The 17086-nt window shown below is 70.3% G+C and carries 15 protein-coding genes and 2 pseudogenes; 11 read left to right on the top strand and 6 right to left on the bottom strand.

Annotation, left to right across the window (positions count from 1 at the left end; translation table 11 throughout):
• Positions 1-58 precede the first annotated feature (58 nt).
• The 3 genes from AB0F17_RS29840 to AB0F17_RS29830 all read right to left on the bottom strand — a co-directional run bounded on the left by AB0F17_RS29840 (position 59) and on the right by AB0F17_RS29830 (position 2105).
• Positions 59-463 (bottom strand): hypothetical protein, encoded by a 405-nt coding sequence (locus tag AB0F17_RS29840; protein ID WP_358029403.1) that lies wholly within the window; start codon positions 461-463, stop codon positions 59-61.
• 175 nt (positions 464-638) lie between these two features.
• Positions 639-1013: a VOC family protein gene (locus AB0F17_RS29835; RefSeq protein WP_358029400.1), complete on the bottom strand. Its 375-nt coding sequence runs from the start codon at positions 1011-1013 to the stop codon at positions 639-641.
• A gap of 204 nt (positions 1014-1217) precedes the next feature.
• Complete coding sequence (locus AB0F17_RS29830) at positions 1218-2105, bottom strand: LysR family transcriptional regulator (RefSeq protein ID WP_358029398.1); 888 nt, start codon at positions 2103-2105, stop codon at positions 1218-1220.
• Positions 2106-2284: 179 nt separating this feature from the next.
• Here AB0F17_RS29830 and AB0F17_RS29825 point away from each other — a divergent pair, with 179 nt between their 5' ends.
• Positions 2285-3709: a serine hydrolase domain-containing protein gene (locus tag AB0F17_RS29825; protein ID WP_358029395.1), complete on the top strand. Its 1425-nt coding sequence runs from the start codon at positions 2285-2287 to the stop codon at positions 3707-3709.
• Between the two features lie 42 nt (positions 3710-3751).
• Positions 3752-4474: a MerR family transcriptional regulator gene (locus tag AB0F17_RS29820; RefSeq protein ID WP_358029392.1), complete on the top strand. Its 723-nt coding sequence runs from the start codon at positions 3752-3754 to the stop codon at positions 4472-4474.
• Positions 4475-4477: 3 nt separating this feature from the next.
• Here AB0F17_RS29820 and AB0F17_RS29815 read toward each other — a convergent pair whose 3' ends face one another.
• Positions 4478-5167, bottom strand: a complete 690-nt coding sequence (locus AB0F17_RS29815) for an FCD domain-containing protein (RefSeq protein ID WP_358029389.1) — start codon at positions 5165-5167, stop codon at positions 4478-4480.
• Positions 5168-5303: 136 nt separating this feature from the next.
• Here AB0F17_RS29815 and AB0F17_RS29810 point away from each other — a divergent pair, with 136 nt between their 5' ends.
• The 8 genes and pseudogenes from AB0F17_RS29810 (at position 5304) to AB0F17_RS29775 (ending at position 14117) form a co-directional block, all read left to right on the top strand.
• A complete protein-coding gene (locus AB0F17_RS29810; protein WP_358029387.1) occupies positions 5304-6677 on the top strand; it encodes an amidohydrolase family protein in 1374 nt (457 codons plus the stop codon).
• 5 nt (positions 6678-6682) lie between these two features.
• Positions 6683-7636 carry a cyclase family protein gene (locus tag AB0F17_RS29805; RefSeq protein ID WP_358029385.1) on the top strand — a complete coding sequence of 318 codons (954 nt, stop codon included), beginning with the start codon at positions 6683-6685 and terminating at the stop codon, positions 7634-7636.
• 127 nt (positions 7637-7763) lie between these two features.
• On the top strand, positions 7764-9335 hold the full coding sequence (locus tag AB0F17_RS29800; protein WP_358029382.1) for a bifunctional 3-(3-hydroxy-phenyl)propionate/3-hydroxycinnamic acid hydroxylase: 1572 nt from the start codon (positions 7764-7766) through the stop codon (positions 9333-9335).
• Positions 9332-10153 carry an alpha/beta hydrolase gene (locus AB0F17_RS29795; protein ID WP_358029379.1) on the top strand — a complete coding sequence of 274 codons (822 nt, stop codon included), beginning with the start codon at positions 9332-9334 and terminating at the stop codon, positions 10151-10153. The genes AB0F17_RS29800 and AB0F17_RS29795 overlap by 4 nt, the downstream gene beginning before the upstream one ends.
• Positions 10150-11001, top strand: coding sequence for a dioxygenase (locus AB0F17_RS29790; protein ID WP_358029376.1), 852 nt, complete (start codon positions 10150-10152; stop codon positions 10999-11001). Before AB0F17_RS29795 ends, AB0F17_RS29790 begins: the two co-directional genes overlap by 4 nt.
• Positions 10998-11858, top strand: a complete 861-nt coding sequence (locus tag AB0F17_RS29785) for a fumarylacetoacetate hydrolase family protein (protein WP_358029373.1) — start codon at positions 10998-11000, stop codon at positions 11856-11858. Before AB0F17_RS29790 ends, AB0F17_RS29785 begins: the two co-directional genes overlap by 4 nt.
• A gap of 58 nt (positions 11859-11916) precedes the next feature.
• A pseudogene (locus AB0F17_RS29780) lies at positions 11917-12465 on the top strand (CoA transferase); the annotation flags it as partial.
• Positions 12466-12557: 92 nt separating this feature from the next.
• Positions 12558-14117, top strand: a complete 1560-nt coding sequence (locus tag AB0F17_RS29775; protein ID WP_358029371.1) for a carboxyl transferase domain-containing protein — start codon at positions 12558-12560, stop codon at positions 14115-14117.
• Between the two features lie 36 nt (positions 14118-14153).
• Here AB0F17_RS29775 and AB0F17_RS29770 read toward each other — a convergent pair whose 3' ends face one another.
• Positions 14154-15146, bottom strand: coding sequence for an endonuclease/exonuclease/phosphatase family protein (locus AB0F17_RS29770; protein ID WP_358029369.1), 993 nt, complete (start codon positions 15144-15146; stop codon positions 14154-14156).
• 72 nt (positions 15147-15218) lie between these two features.
• Positions 15219-15971, bottom strand: coding sequence for an IclR family transcriptional regulator (locus AB0F17_RS29765; RefSeq protein WP_358029367.1), 753 nt, complete (start codon positions 15969-15971; stop codon positions 15219-15221).
• Positions 15972-16058: 87 nt separating this feature from the next.
• Between AB0F17_RS29765 and AB0F17_RS29760 the strand changes: the two are divergent.
• A pseudogene (locus tag AB0F17_RS29760) lies at positions 16059-17060 on the top strand (cupin domain-containing protein); the annotation flags it as partial.
• Positions 17061-17086 lie beyond the last annotated feature (26 nt).

Here is a 17086-nt window from a genome sequence, read left to right as displayed (position 1 = left end):
CCGGTTCGCCGCCGCGTCACGGGGTCCGGAGCGGACCCCGTGACGACCTGACATCCCATCAAGCGGCGTCGAGGGCTTCGGTGATCTTGCGGGCCATCTCCGTCATGGTGGGGCTGGGCTGGCCCTGGTGGGTCTGGGCGGCTGCTTCGATGGCGACGGTGACGGTGCTGCGGAAGTTGCCGGCCTCTGCCGGATCCTGCTGCTTGAGCAGGCTCATGGCCGCCGTCAGGGCCGGCAGCACCTGGTCGGCCAGGTCGGCTACGGACTTGCCCCACTTCACGTCCCTGGGCGCCTTGGTGAGCACGTGCCCGACCGGACCGGTCGCGGAGGTCAGGGCGATGGAGCCGTGGGTGGCGACCTTGTGGGCCGAGCCGGCGGCACCAGCGGCGGACATCAGTGAGACGGCGCCCCAAGCGGCGGTGCGCAGGGTGAGCTTGTCCTGGTCGGTAAGGGTGATGGACATGGTGATGTACTCCTTTAGATTGTTGCGAAATTCAATGGAACGGGTCGGTGCGGGTGGCTCTCACTCAGCCTTGGGGCCGCAGTCGCTGAACCGTTCATGGCTTAACCATCGCCGACCGCTCTGATACCGGGCCGTCGCCGTCCTGACGCGGCCGCTGACACGACCCCGGGCAAGATCAGCCACCGCCGGGCGCGATCCATTCGGTCAGCTCGACGACGATGCCGTTGGGGTCGGTGAGACGCGTCAGCCACTCACCCCACGGGTTGCGCCACAACTGCCTGGTGATGGGTGCGCCCTCGGCGCTCAGGCGCGCGTATTCCTTGGCCAGATCGGTGACCGCGAACGCCACCACCGGCTGCGCGATCCGCTCTCGCGGCTGTTCGAGGTCGCGCTGGTACAGCAGGATGTCGGCGGCCGCATCGTCCCGGCTCAGCCAGGTGAATTCCGGGGTGTCGAGCACCTCGCGGAAGCCAAGATAGGTGGTGAAGAAGTGGCGGGAGCCTGCCAGGTCGTCGACGGTGAAGACGACCGTTGAGGTGACAATATTCATGGTCCTGCTCGTATGTGGTTGCTTGCCACGTTTTATCCCCTATGTGGTGTTTCTTTCTAGATCAAGGTTGTCAGTACGGCCTGGTCGGAGCAATGCCGGATCTTGCAACGCTGCGTTAACCCCAGACTTCACGCAAGGGAGGACACGCTGGTGCATCGGCATGGTCGGCAACAACACGACCGTTGACGAGGGCGATGGACGGTCTCAGCCGGGCAGCGGTCCCAGGTCGCGGACGACGCGGGCGAGGGCGCGGATCATGTCGTTCTCCGCGGCGCTGCGCCACACCAGCCCGTACGGCAGCGCATCCATGTCGTTGACGGGCAGGTAAACGATGTCGGGGCGGGGGTAATACCAGGTCACGTGGGCTGGGAAGAGGGTGACGGCCTCGCCCAGGACCGTGGCCATGAAGACCTCCTCGAGGTTGTCCACCTTGGCGGTGCGGTCGATCGCCCGGCCCTTGGGGGTGAGCCCAGGGGCGTAGTGGTCGAACCAGTAGCCGGGCGCGGACTCGATGGCCACGTGCTGGAAGTCGCTGACCGCCTCCAGGGAGATCGAGGACCGCCCGGTGAGCGCATGGTCGCCGGCCACGGCCAGCACCCTCGGCTCGGCGAAGAGCAGCGGACCCACGGTGAGGTCGGGCTCCTCGACCGGCAGCCAGGTGACCAGGATGTCGGCCTCCCCGTTGCGTAGCTGGGCGAACGGATCCCCGTAAGGCGACATCCGCAGGCGCAGGTCCCACTGCGGGTGCCGGGCGCGGAAGGTCTCCCAGTAGCGGCGCAGCTCCTGGATGTTGGTCGGGAACAGGCTCACCCGGAGCGTGCCGGTCTTGCCGCGTGCGGCCAGCCGAGCCCGCTCCAGGGTCTGCGTCAGGCCCTGGTGCACCTGGCGCAGGTCGTCCCGCAACTGCTCACCCAGCCGCGTGAGCCGGACGCTGTGGCTGTTCCTCGCGAAAAGCTCGGCACCGATGGCACGTTCCTGCTTCTTGATCGCCTGGCTGATCCGGGCCACAGAGACGTGCAGCCGCTCGGCGGCGCGGCCGAAGTGCAGCTCCTCGGCCAAGGCCAGGAAGATCTCGATGTCCCGTAGCTCCACAAGCCGCCATTTCGCCTATCTATGCCGTATATGGGGGAAGTTTGGCATATCTGGTCAAGAGCGAAGCAGGCGAGTAACCGGACCGTGGTCAGCGCTCGCCTCGACGACCAAAGAAGCTCATCGATTTTCCGTGGGTGGGCTTGACCTTGCCCTAGGGTCAAGGTCCGACGATTCTTCACATGAACAACAACGCACTGCACACCGTCGAGGCCCAGATCCGCGAGCAGGCCGCCGCCTACTGCGAGTCCAGCAACGTCCCCGGGTTCGTCGCCGGCGTCTATCACGCCGGCGAGCAGATCGTCGTCGCCCACGGCACCGCGAACGTCGCCACCGGCGCACCGATGCTCGAAGACACCGGATTCCTCTTCGGCTCTGTCACCAAGGTCCTGACCACCACGCTGGTCCTGCGGCAGGTCGAGCGTGGACTGCTGGACCTCGACACGCCGGTGGTGAAGTACCTTCCCGAATTCGCCCTGACCGCGCCGGGCGCGGCGGACAAGATCCTGGTCCGGCACCTGATCTCCCACACCAACGGCATCGACGCGGACCTGTTCTTCCCCGATGCCAAGGGCCGCGACGCCCTGAAGACCTACGTCGACGGTCTCGCGAGCAGCTGCGGCACCCTGTTCGAGCCGGGCGAGCAGCTCAGCTACTCCAACGGCGGCATGATCGTCGCAGGCCGCCTGCTGGAAGTGGTGACCGGCATGTCCTTCCCCGACCTGCTCGAGCGCGATGTCTACGCACCTGTCGGCATGAAAAGCTCCAGCACCTCAGCCGAGCAGGCCATCCTGCGTAGCACGGCCATCGGCCACTTCCTGGACCCCGAGACCATGGCGGCCAAGCCCACCGGCATGTTCATGCTGCCCGACACCTGGGGGCCGGCCGGCGGCACGCCGATCGGCACCATCGCCGACCTGCTCGCCTTCGGACGTACCCACCTCGCGGGCGGTGTGTCCCCGTCCGGTACCCGCGTCCTGTCGGCCGAGTCCACCGCGCTGATGCGGCGGGCCTCGCACGACATGGCGACCCCGAACGTCCCGCCGATGGGCCTGGGCTGGGTGCTGTACCCGTTCGGCGACACGACCGTCCTGGCCATGTCGGGCGCCTCGCCCGGCGGCGTGTCCATCCTGTGCGTCGTTCCCGAACACGACCTGGTCTTCACCGCCTTCGGCAACACCTCGGGGGCGATCATGCTGCAGGACCAGATCCTGCAGTGGCTCCTGAGCGAACATCTCGGCGTCCAGATCCCCACCCTGGTCACCGAAGCGGGGCAGGACGTCGACCTCACCCCGTACGTGGGCACCTACCGCTCCAATCAGCTCCGCATCGACGTCAGTATCGTCGAAGGCCAGCTCGAGGAGCGGATGACCTACGAACCGGCGGACGAATCGCAGGAGCAGATCTTCACCGAGTTCGCCGGCGGCACGACCTCCGCCCCGCCGCAGCGCTACGTGCCGATCCGGCCCGGCCTTTTCGCGCCCGCCGGATACCCGCTGGAGACGTTCGACGGATATCTGCGGCTGCTGCTCGTCTCCTTCCATGACGTCCGCGACGGCCAAGCGCGCTTCCGCAACGGCGGCGGCCGGCTGACTCGACGGGCCTGACCCTTGCGAACGACCTGACCGCCGAGTGGAAGGATGTCCAGCATGCTCACGATTGGCCAGCTCGCGGACTACGCCGGAGTGACCATCAAAGCCATCCGCCACTATCACGAGCGCGGCCTGCTCGCCGAGCCCGGCCGCGACTCGTCCGGCTACCGGCGCTACACCGCCAAAGACGCCATCGACCTCGTCAAGATCAGGACTCTGGCCCATGCGGGCGTGCCACTGGCCCGCATCAAAGACCTTCTTGACGCCGACCCGGACGCGCTCACGGCGGCCATCGCCGAGATCGACCACAACCTCCAGGACCGCATGGCGCAACTGGGGCGAATCCGCGATCAACTCGCGCAGTTGCGCGGTGGCGAGCGGCTCTTCGTTTCCCCGGAAGTCGCCGACTATCTCGACGACTTGCGCGAACTCGGCGTCAGCGAGCGCCAGAGGTGCCTGGAACGCGACGGCTGGATCCTCATGCGGACAGCCTCACCCGAGGACGCCTCCCTGTGGCTCGACGAAAAACGCGAGCTGATGGCCGATCCCGGGTTCCGCGCCCTCTACCTCGAACATGACGCCGCCTACGAGTGGTCGCCGAGCGATCCCCGCCTCCCCGCCCTCGCGGAGCGTACCCGGAACTGGTTCACGAATCACGACAGCCGATCCGAGACCCGTCCCGTGCACAACCCGGCCATCGCCCGGTTGGCGGCGCAATCCCAGCCCGGAGCCTCATCCCCGGCTTGGGACCGCCTGACCCGGCTCATGCAAGGCCAGTGACCCTCAGATCTGCGCGGGGGCGTGGTGGCGGTCGACGGCCGCGGCGGTCCGTGCGACGTCACCCGCGATGATGGCCTCCACCAGCTCGGCGTGCACCTCCACCCGCAGACGCAGGTAGTCCTCGGTGCGGCTGTCGTCGTCGGGGTCGGCGTGCTCGGACAGGTCGGTGATGCACCGGGTCATGCTGAGGTAGACGGCCTTGGCCAGGTGGTTGTGGGTGATCTCCGCGATGCGCTCGTGCAGCGCCCAGTTGGCCCGCATGAACCGGTCGGTGCTGGTCGTGGCGCGCTTGAGGGCCGTCATGAGCTTGCGCAGGTCGGAGATGTCCTGCTTGGTACGGTGCTGGGCCGCGTCGACGGCGATCAGCGGCTCCAGTGCCTCGCGCACCGCGATGGCGTCGGCCACGGTGGCGGGCATCTTGCGGACGGTCAGCAGGGTGTGCCGTAGGCGCACGATCACGTTCGGCTGGGCCACGAACAGGCCGCCGCCGCGGCCGGGACGGATCTCGACGGTGCCGCGGTCGTTGAGCAGGCGCGCGGCTTCGCTGATCGTGGCGCGCCCGTAACCCGACTGGTCGCGGAACTCGTCCATCGTGCCGATCAGGTCGCCGGGGCCGAGATCGCGATCGCTGATCATCGACTCGATGTCCGCGGCCAGCGCCTCCGCGCGCGTCAGGGATTCAGCGTTAACCACCCGAACGATTCTACCAGATTCCTAGTCAATCCGACGGCCGAAGGGTACGCTCCGGCGAGAACATAACACCCTAAACGTCCGGGTGTTTATGTTCATCGACTAGCCTGCTGGCCAGCAGGTATTTAGGAGGGTTGCCATGAATCGTGTGCTCGTCAAGGGCGGGACCGTACTCACCATGGAGCCGGGCGAACGGCCGCTCACGGCCGACGTGCTGATAGAGGACGACGTGATCGCCGCGATCGGCCCGGGGCTCGCGGCGGACGCCGACGTGATCGACGCGACCGGGACCATCGTGCTGCCCGGGCTCGTGGACACGCACCGGCACGTCTGGCAGGCGGGCCTGCGCGGGCTCACCGGCGACTCGGTGCTGAAGGACTACTTCCGTAGCATCCGGTTCCAGGCCTCCGCGGTGTACCGGCCCGAGGACATCCGGGTGGGCAACCTGGCGGGCATGCTGGAGGCGATCGACGCCGGCGTCACCACCGTGCTCGACTTCTGCCACGCCGTCAGCACGCCGGAGCACGCCGACGCCGCGATCGAGGGCAGCGCCGAGTCCGGGATCCGCACGCAGTTCGCGCTGGGGTTCAGCGATGTGCCCGGCCAGGACGAGTCGCTGGCGACCGCGGCGGGCCGGCTCGCGCTCGCGACCAGGCTGCGGGAGGGGCGCCTGGCCTCCGACGACGCGCTCGTCACGCTCGGGATCGCGCTGTCGGACCTGCCCGAGGTCGGTATCGACCGCATCCGTACGGAACTGGCGGGCGCGCGGCGATTGGGACTGCGCAGCACCACCAACGGGCTGGCGATCCTGTTCCACGAGCCGGTGGACGACCTGGCCGTGTTCGAGGAGGCCGGGCTGCTCGGCCCCGACCTGGTGTGGGTGCACCTCAACCACGCCACCGCCGGTCAACTGCGCATGGTGGCCGACTCGGGCGGCTCCGTGGCGACGTGCACGGAAGCCGAGATGGCCATGGGCATGGGACGTCCGGCCACCGAGCGGGTGCTGGCGGCGGGCGGTCACTGCACGTTCGGCTGTGACGTCACCACCTCCGTCTCCGGCAGCCTGCTGCAGCAGGCCCGTACGGCCATGCAGGTGGGACGGCTGCTGGCGGCGGATGAGGGCATGGCCGCGGGACGAGCGCCGGAGTCGGTGCCGCCGTCGTGCGAGACGATGCTCAAGGCCGCCACCCTCTGGGGCGCGGAAGCCCTGGGGCAGTCCTCCCGCATCGGCAGCCTGCGGGCCGGCAAGCAGGCCGACCTGATCCTGGTACGCGCGGACGCGGTCAACACCGCTCCCGTGCACGACCCGTACGCCACCGTGATCACCCAGGCGCACCCGGGCAACATCGACACCGTCATCATCGCCGGCCAGGTGCGCAAGCGCGCCGGCGTGCTGACCGCCGACTGGGCGCCGGTGCGCGAGCGGCTGGCGGAGTCGAAGGAGTACGTCGCCGCCGCCGTGGAGAAGAACGGCGGGTTCTTCCCCGATCCTCCGCTTTTCCTGCCCTGGTAGGCGAAATGCAGCTTCCCGACTACGACGACCTGCCGCCGGCGCCGGACGGCGGGCGCAGCGCCTGGGGCCTGTTCGGCGAGCAGGACCAGCTCGGGCTGGTGAACCTGCTCACCCCCGAACGCGTGGCCGCTGCCGCGAAGCTGGTACGCAGAGGGGCCGGCTTTCCGCTGGACGCGCCGCTGGGGATGTTCTCCCCGCCGCTCAACAGCAACCGGGGCAACCCACGCCACCACGTGATCGCCCAGCCGGGCGGTATCGGCTTCGACGACGTGTGGGACAACGTGTACCCGCAGGCGGGCAGCCAGTGGGATTCGCTGGCGCACATCGGCTACAGCCGCGAGGTGTACTACAACGGGGCGAGCGCGGCCGACATCCTGTCGGGCCGCCGCAACACCGTCGAGCGCTGGGCCGATCACGGCATGACGGGCCGCGGCGTCCTGCTGGACATGCCCGCGGCGATGCGGGCCCTCGGCCGCCCCTACGATCCGGGAACGACGGTCGAGTTCGGCCCGGACGAACTGGAGACGGCCAGGAAGATCGCCGGCATCGACTACCGGACGGGCGACATCCTGCTGCTCCACACCGGCTTCACCGGCTGGTACGCCGATCAGCCGGACGACGTGCGCAGACGGCTGCCACGCGACCTGCGCGCTCCCGGGCTGGCCCATTCCGAGGACGTCTGCCGTTATCTGTGGAACGCCCACTGTGCGGCGGTGGCCTCCGACACCTTCGCGGTGGAGGCGTGGCCCGCGGACACGAGCCCGCGGGCGGCGCCGTTCGGTTTCATCCACCAGATGCTGATCGGCAGCTTCGGCATGGCGCTGGGCGAGTTGTGGTGGCTGCGCGACCTGGCCGAGGACTGCGCGCGGGACGGCGTCTATGAGGGAATGCTCGTCAGCGTGCCTGCCCGGGCCCCGGGCGGGATCGCGTCCGCGCCGAACGCAACATTCCTGAAATAGCCTGTAATGCAGCCTTGACCTGCTGGTTACGAGGCGGCACACTCACATAAAACACCCGAACCTTTAGACAGTTTTCGGGACTTGAAGGCGGGCCGGCCGAGCGCGCCGCATCTTCTGGGAGACACACGTGCCTGACATCTACGACGTGGCGATCGTCGGTTACGGCCCCGCGGGCGAGGTGGCGGCGGCCACCCTCGGCGCCGCCGGACATCGAGTGGTGGTCTTCGAACGCCAGCACAAGCTCTATCCGCTGCCGCGCATGGTCACCTTCGACGGGGAGGCCTGCCGCACCGTACAGGCCACCGGCTCGTCCATCGACAAGGCGCTCAGCACCGCCGTGACGCTGACCGCCTGCCATTTCGGTGACGCCGCCGCCGAGCCGCTGCTCAGCCTGGACTGGAGCGGGCAGCAGTGCGGATTCCCCGCGCATTCCTCCATCTTCCAGCCCGACGTGGAGGCCGTCGTACGGGAGAAGGTCGACGCCCTGCCGAACGTGGAGGTGCACCGCGGCACGGAGGCCTTCGGGCTGACCCAATACGACGACCACGTCGAGCTCACCGTCCGCCCCAAGCACTCCACCGACCCCGCCGACGAACGGACGATCCAGGCCCGGTACGTGATCGGCGCCGACGGCACCGCGAGCTTCGTCCGCCAGGCGGCCGGCATCACGATGCGCGACTACGGGCTGCACGAGCGCTGGCTCAACTTCGACATGAACAAGCTGACGGACCTGCCCGACCGCTTCAACCGGCTCATCATGATCATGGATCCGAAGCGGCCGCACATGTACATGCCGCTCGGCGCCCTGCGCCAGCGCTTCGAGATCCGCCTGCACGAGGACGAGGACGAGGAGCGGATGTACGACCCGCAGGTCGCCTGGGACTTCCTGCGCGACGAGCACGGTCTCGGCGAGCAGGAGATGTCGATCTGCCGTCAGGTGGTCTACCACTTCTACACCCGGGTGGCCGAGCGGTGGCGTACCGGCCGGGTCTTCATCGCCGGTGACGCCGCGCACACCATGACGCCGTACATGGGGCAGGGCGGCTGCTCGGCCATCCGCGACGGCCGCAACATCGGCTGGAAGCTCTCGCTCGTCCTGTCCGGCGCCGCCGGCGAGGACCTGCTGGACGCCTACCAGGCCGAACGCGAGCCGCACGTGTCCGCGATCGTGTTCGCCAGCGACGGCCTGTCGCGGCTGGTCAACATCGTCGACCCGGACGAGGCCGAGCAGCGCAACCACGCCATGCGCAACAACCTCAACCCGCCACCGCCGCCGTTCCCCAAGCTGGAGCACGGCGTGCTGCATCGCGAGGCGGACGGCTCGGTCGCCGCGGTGACCGGCTCCCTGTCCCCGCAGGGCCGCCTGCGCAAGGGCGGCGCGGAAGGCCGCGGCGACGACCTGCTCGGCCACGGCTTCCAGCTCATCACGCGACACACCCCGCGACTCACCCAGACGCAGCGCGGCACGCTGGAGGCGATCGGCTGCTCCGTCGCCGTCCTGGAGGACGAGGCCGACCCGGACGCGGTCACCGACCTCGACGGCGTCTACACCCGCTTCCTGAAGGACCACGACGCCGACGCCTACATCACCCGGCCCGACTGGTACGTCTTCGGCACCGCCGCAGCGGACGGCCTCCCGGCGCTGGTCGACGAACTGGCCGCCCGGCTCCACCTGACCGACGAAAGGCAGCCCGCGTGACCCGCATCCAGCCCGACATCGAGTACGCGACGGTGGACGGCACCCCGCTCGCCCTCGACCTCTACCTGCCGGCGACCGGGCACCCGGTCCCCGTCGTGCTCTACCTGCACGGCGGCGGCTGGCAGGTGGGCGACAAGCGCGACGGCGCCACCGAGCGACTGGAACGCATCGCCTCCTACGGCATCGCCGTCGCCTCGGCCGACTACCGCTTCGCCACCCAGGCCACCTATCCCGCGCAGGTGCACGACGTGAAGGCCGCCGTCCGCTGGCTACGCGCGCACGGCGCCGCGTACGGCCTGGCCACCGAGAAGATCGGCGTCTGGGGCGCGTCCGCCGGGGCGTACCTGGCGAGCATGGCCGGACTGACCGCCAAGAACACCGAGCTGGAGGGGACGGTCGGCGACGACCTGGGCCAGTCCAGCCACGTGGACGCGGTGGTGCACTGGTTCGGCCAGAGCGACCTGCTCGCCAACTCCCGCCGCACCTGGCTGGAGAAGGAGATCCTCAACCCGCCGTTCGAGGGCCCCCTGCTCGGCCTGGCCGAGGTGTCCCAGGACCCGGCCGCGGCCCGCGCCGCCAGCCCGCTCACCTGGGTCGGCGCCGACGCGCCGCCGTTCCTGATCGCCCACGGCGACCGGGACCGGATCACGCCCTCCTCCGAGAGCCTGGCCCTGCACGACGCCCTCGTCCGGGCCGGAGCGGAGTCCACGATGATCCTGCTCGGCGGCGCCGGGCACGAGGGCGCGGAGTTCGACCGCCCCGACCACCTGCGCCTGACCGCCGCGTTCCTGCTCAGTCACCTCGGGAGCGCCGCATGACCCCGCTGCTGCGGCAGGTGCTCAGCCAGGTCGACGGCCCGGACCCGCGTATCAACGAGATCGTCTCCGCCCTGGTCACCCACCTGCACGCCTTCGTCGAGGAAGTACGCCCGACCGAGCGGGAGTGGATCGCCGGCCTCGACTTCCTCATCCGGACCGGGCAGATGTGCACCCCCGACCGCAACGAGTTCATCCTGCTGTCCGACATGCTCGGCCTGACCACCGCTGTCGACGACGTCAACCACGTCGGCCCGGAAGGCATGACGCCGTCCTCGGTCGAAGGCCCCTTCCACTCCCCGGCGCCCGCGCGCGACCTCGGCGCCTGGATCAGCTTCGGCCCCGAGCGGGACCGGGCGGTCCCGACCGTCGTGCACGGCCGGGTCCTGGACTGCGACGGCACCCCGCTGCCCGGCGCCCTGGTGGACCTGTGGCAGGCCAACGACACCGGCCTGTACGACACCCAGGACGACACCCAGGACGCCGGCAACCTGCGCGGCCTGTTCACCACCGACGCCGACGGCCGCTACTGGTTCCGCACCATCCGGCCCAGCAGCTACCCGGTGCCCACCGACGGCACCGGCGGCGAGCTGCTGCACGCCATCGGCCGCCACCCGATGCGGCCCGCGCACCTGCACTACCGGGTCACCGCCGCCGGCCACCGGCCGCTGACCACCCACGTGTTCCTGGCCGGCGACCCCTATCTCGGCTCCGACGCCGCCTACGCGGTCAAGGACGAACTCGTCTGCCATCCCCGGCCGGGCACCGGCGGATGGGACATGGACGGCCCGTACGAGGAGATCGCATTCGACCTCAAGCTCGTGTCGCTCGACTGGAAGGACGGACAGTGAAGCTCGCCGGGGTAAGGCTCCCAGGGGACGACACCGTGCACGTCGCCCAACTGGACGGCGACACCGTGCGGGTCGTGACCGACGTGTCGCGGTTCTGGGCCGACGCCCGTGGCTGGACGGCGAAGGCCGCACAGCTCACCGGCGCGGGCGTGCCCGCCGGGTCGGTGACCTTCGTGCCGCCGGTGCCGCCGTCGGCCCGGGTGATCTGCGTCGGGCTGAACTACCGCGCCCACGCCGCCGAAGGCTCCTTCGAGGTGCCCGAACACCCGACGCTGTTCGGCCGGTGGACGGCCTCGCTCAGCGTGGGCGGCGTGCCCGTGCCGGTTCCGGCGGGGGAGGCGGGCCTGGACTGGGAGGGCGAGGTGGCCGCGTACGTGGCCGAACCGCTGTGCGAGGCCGACCCCGGCACCGCGTGGGCGGCCGTCCTCGGTTACTCCACCTTCAACGACCTGACCGCCCGCCGCGCCCAGAAGCTCACCACGCAGTGGACCCTCGGCAAGAACGGCGACCGCAGCGGCCCGATGGGCCCGATCGTCACCGCCGACGAGGTGGGGGACCTGCGTGACGGGCTTCGCGTCCGGACCCGGGTCAACGACGCCATCGTCCAGGACGGCAACACCCGCGACATGATCTTCGGCGTCGGCGACGTGCTGTCCCTGATCAGCCGTACCTTCACTCTCAACCCGGGCGACGTCATCGCCACCGGCACCCCCGACGGCGTCGGCTACGTGCGTACCCCGCCGTGGCTCCTCACCCCCGGCGACGTCGTCGAGGTCGAGATCGACCGGCTTGGCACCCTGCGCACGCCCGTCGTCGGCGCGCACGGCCGCGCCCTGACACCGGGGGAGGCCGCATGACCATCCCGCACGGGACCAGCGGCACGAGCAGCGCGAACCTCGGCTTCCCGGAGCACACGTGACGCACGGACCGCTCGCCGGCATCGTGGTGGCCGACCTGACAAGGGCGCTGGCCGGCCCGCACGCCACGATGATGCTCGGCGATCTGGGCGCCACCGTCATCAAGGTGGAGACGCCTGAGACCGGCGACGACACCCGCGGCTGGGGACCGCCCTTCGCCGACGGTGAGTCGACGTACTTCCTGTCCGCCAATCGCAACAAGCGCTCGATCGAACTGGACCTCAAGTCCGACGACGGCAGGCGGACCCTCGAAGCCCTCGTCCGCCGAGCGGACGTGCTCGTGGAGAACTTCCGCACCGGCGTCCTCGACCGGCTCGGCTTCTCCGAGCAGCGGCTGGCCGAACTCAACCCGCGGCTGGTGATGCTCGGCATCAGCGGCTTCGGCCACGACGGCCCCGAGGGCGGCCGGCCCGGCTACGACCAGATCGCCCAGGGCGAGGCCGGGCTGATGTCGCTGACCGGCTCCGGGCCGGACGATCCGCAGCGCGTCGGGGTCCCGATCGCGGACCTGCTGGCCGGCATGTACGGCGCCTACGGCGTGCTCGCCGATCCCGCCGATCCCGCGAATCCTGCCGGGTCTGCCGGGTCTGCCGGGTTCGGCGGGTTCGCCGACGAGCCAGCGCCGTGGGCGGGCGTGTGATGGCGCGTCCGACCGCTCGCGAACTTCTCGCGGCCCTGCTCGACGACGGCAGCTACCAATCATGGGATGCCGAGCCCCTGGACGTACGCCCCGATCCGGCCTACGCCGCCGACCTGGTCGCGGCGCGGGAGAAGACAGGCCTCGACGAGTCGGTCATCACCGGCCGCGGCCTGCTGCGCGGACGCCCTGTCGCGGTCGTCGCCGGGGAGTTCGGCTTCCTGGGCGGGTCCATCGGCGTGGCCGCGGCCGAGCGCCTCGTCTCGGCCGTGGAACGTGCCACCGCCGAACGCCTGCCGTTCCTCGCGGCCCCCGCCTCCGGCGGCACGCGCATGCAGGAAGGGACCGTCGCCTTCCTGCAGATGATCAAGATCGCCACGGCGGTGGCCGCGCACAAGGCCGCCGCTCTGCCCTACGTCGTCTACCTGCGCCACCCCACGACGGGCGGCGTACTCGCCTCCTGGGGTTCCCTGGGACACCTCACCCTGGCCGAGCCCGGCGCGCTGATCGGCTTCCTCGGACCACGCGTGTACGAGGCACTTCACGGCACTCCCTTCCCCCAAGGTGCGCAGACGGCCGAGAACCTGCACGCGCACGGGCTCATCGACCTGGTGATCGCACCCACCTCACTGGCCGCCACCCTCGACCGCGCCCTCGCCACCCTCACCTCTCCCGGCGACTCGCACAGCAGCTCTCCCGGCGACTTGCACAATGGCTCCCACAGCGGCTCTCCCGGCGGCTCCCACGGCGGAGGCGAAGGCCGGCCGCAACGAGCGACCGGATCGTTTTCCGAGGCCTCCGCCTGGGAATCGGTCCTGGCCACGCGCCGTCCCGACCGTCCCGGCGCGCACCACCTCCTCCACAACACCGCCACAGACGTGCTCCAACTGGGTAGCACCCACGGCGAGATCATCCTCGCCCTGGCCCGCTTCGGCCCGACACCATGCGTGTTCCTCGGCCAGGAACGCACCAGTCGCGCCATCGGCCCCGCCGCCGTCCGCCTGGCCCGCCGGGGCATCCGGCTCGCCGCGGACCTGCGGCTGCCCCTGGTCACCGTGATCGACACGCCGGGCGCGGAACTGTCCAGAGCCGCGGAGGAAGGCGGCCTGGCCCACGAGATCGCCCAATGCCTGACCGAACTCGTCACGCTGCCCTCGCCAACGGTGTCCCTGCTGCTGGGCCAGGGCGCGGGCGGCGCCGCGCTGGCCGTCCTGCCCGCCGACCGCGTCCTGGCCACTCAGCACGGCTGGCTGGCCCCGCTACCGCTCGAAGGCGCGAGCGCCATCGTGCACCGAACACCGGACCGCGCCGCCGACCTCGCGGACGCCCAGCGCATCCAGGCCACGGACCTGGTCGAGGCCGGCCTGGTCGATACCGTCATCCCCGAACACGGCGATGCCACGACCGAGCCCGCAGCCTTCTGCCACAGGGCGGCACAGGCCATACAAGAAGGGCTCGCCCAGCTCGGCGCCATGGATCCGGCCACCCGCATGCACCAGCGATGGCACCGCTACCGCACCATCGGGCTTCATCAGCGCATCGCACCGGACGACTCCCGCTGATCGCCGAGGCCGGCAAGCCGCCTGCGACCTCGGATCCTACGGCTGGACCCGCAGGTCGGCGAAGAGGGCGCGATGGTCCGATCCGGGAACGTCGTACACGTGTACGCCGGCCGCCCCCGCACGGCTGTCGGTCAGCACGTGGTCGATGGTCACCAGCGGCGGCAACCTGCGCATCCCCCAGGTGGGCGTCAGGCCCTGCCCGGTGGATGCGGCCGCGTCCGTGTAGCCGGTGGCCAGCAATCGCCGGAACACCGCATGGTCCAACGTGGCGTTGAAGTCGCCCGCCAGGACCCGCGGCATGCCGGTGGCCGGAGCGGGCGGCAGCGTGGCGACCCCGGCCTCCCACTCCGCCACCGTGGAGGGCACCGGCGCCACCGGATGCACGACCACGACCTGCACCGCCGACCCGCCGGGCAGCGCCACCTCCACCACGGGCATGTGGTGCCCGACCGGTTGGAACACTCCCGTCTGCTCCCGCAAGGGGAGACGGGCGTACACGCCGCTGCCGTCCGCCCCCCACTCCTCCGGCTGGATCACCTGGTACGGCAGCAGCTTCGCCAGCCCGGCCGCTTCCAGCCGGTCACGTTCGGACCAGGTCAGCTCCTGGAGGCTGAGCACGTCCACGTTCAGCCTGCGCGCCAGGTCGACGATCGTCCCCGCGTCTCCGCGTCCGCCGTTGAGGTTCGCGGTCAGCACCCGAAACGGCCGTCCCGTGGCGGGGACCGTGCCGCCTACCGCCCGCGGGACCACGCACCAGGCAAGACAGATGCACACCGCCAGCATGATCGCGATCGCGACCCTGTTCCGCGTGCTGATCACCAGTCCCAGCACAATCAGCGCCGCGACCGTGAAATAGGGCGTGAAGGAGACCAGCGGCACCAGCAGGGCTCCGGCCTCCAGGCCGCCCAGCCGCACAGTCGTTCCCAGCGCGAACACCACCGCCACCCCGACGGCCGACCACGCTCTCCAGCGTCGTCGTGGCCGAGCCGGCACCGTCACACGGGGGACCTTGTCCAAGAGCACAGCCACGAACTTAGGCGGCCATCCTTAAAATTTGATGATGACGGGGAGGAACGACCGGCTACCTCATGGTGATCATCATCAGTCGGGAAAGTTGGTCAGAGCCTGCTCGGCCTCGGCGACCGCGCATCTCAGCTCGCCCGCCAGCACCCCCACCCGATCCCCGCCGAACCGGGCGGAGGGCACCGCGATCGACAGCGCCGCCACGGCCGATCCCCGGCCGTCGCGCACGGCGCAGCCGATGGCCGAGACGCCCTGCTCGGTGCCGTCGATGTTCAGCGCGTAGCCGCGTACCCGGATCTCGTCGAGCTCGCGCGTCAACGCGGCCCGCTCCGCGTCCGGCAGGCCGGGGTAGAGCTCCCACAGCCGCTCGCGGGGCAGCGCGGCCAGCAGCACCTTGCCGCCGGAGGAGCGGTTGGCGGGCAGGATCGTGCCTCGGCGGTCGCCCACGTGCAGGATCTGCGCGGACTCCGCGCTGTGCAGGAAGCGCACCTCCATGCCGACCCGCACCATGAGGTTGACGGTCTCGCGCACCCGCGCGCTCAGCGCCTCCATCGCCGGCCTGGCCCTGGCCCGCAACTCGCGCAGCGCGGAGCCGCTCGCGGCGCCCGGCGCGGAGGCGAGGAAGGGACCCGGCAGGTACGTGTGATGCTCGTCCTGTACGGCGAAGTCCCGATAGACCAGCATCGCCAGCAGCCGGTGCGCGGTCGACCGGGCGATGCCGAGCTCGCGCGCCACGTCGCTGACCTTGAGCCGCCCCTGGTCACGCAGCATGTGCAGGAGAAGGAGCACGTTGTCGACCGACCCGAGCGCGTACGGCGGACGATTCTTCACAGAAGAATGCTAGTGCACTATGCAGAACCGCCTCCTAACGTGGTCCCCATGACCCCAGAAGAGCGGCTTCACGCCGACTTCACGGCAGAGCACCTGATCCCGCTCTGGACCCAGGTCGGCGATCTCATGCCGGTCCACCCCAAGCCGAAGGCCAGGCCACACGTGTGGGCCTGGAAGACGCTGCACCCGCTGGCCGAGCGGGCGGGCGACCTCGTGCCCGTCGGCCGGGGCGGCGAGCGGCGCGCCATCGCGCTGGCCAACCCCGGGCTGAACGGCCTGCCGTACGCGACGCCGACCCTGTGGGCGGCCATCCAGTACCTGGGCCCGCGCGAGGTCGCCCCCGAGCACCGGCACACCCAGAACGCCTTCCGCTTCGTCGTCGAGGGCGAAGGCGTGTGGACCGTGGTGAACGGCGACCCGGTGGCGATGCGGCGCGGCGACTTCCTCCTCACCCCCGGCTGGCACTTCCACGGCCACCACAACACCACGGACGCGCCGATGGCGTGGATCGACGGGCTGGACATCCCGCTCGTCCACCACACCGACACCTCGTTCTTCGAGTTCGGCCCCGACCAGGTCACCGACACCACCACGCCGCGCGTGTCGCGTTCGGAGCGGCTGTGGGCGCACCCGGGGCTGCGGCCGCTCTCGGCTCTGGGGGCCACGCCCAGTTCGCCGATCGCCGCCTACCGCTGGGAGCACACCGACCGCGCGCTCGACGAGCAACTGACGCTGGAGGACGAGGGCCATCCCGGGCCGGTCGAGCCGGGCCACGCCGCCGTCCGTTACACCAACCCGACCACCGGCGGCGACGTCATGCCGACGATCAGGGCCGAGTTCCACCGGCTGCGTCCCGGTGCCGTCACCGCCCCGCGCAGGGAGGTGGGGTCGTCGGTCTACCAGGTGTTCGACGGCGAGGGCACGGTCACGCTCGACGGCGTGGAGCATGCCCTGACCAGGGGCGATCTCGTCGTGGTGCCGTCGTGGTGCGCGTGGTCGTTCCGGGCCGGCAGCCGCTTCGACCTGTTCCGCTTCGCCGACACGCCCGTCTTCGAGGGCCTGCACCAGTATCGAGAGGAGCTTCTGTGAAGCTCCGGTTCCACCGAGAGGAAAAC

The organism is Nonomuraea sp. NPDC026600 (assembly GCF_040638335.1).
Lineage (GTDB): Bacteria > Actinomycetota > Actinomycetes > Streptosporangiales > Streptosporangiaceae > Nonomuraea.
Note: the sequence above shows the minus strand (reverse complement) of the source record. Positions and strands in the feature narration are given on the sequence as shown.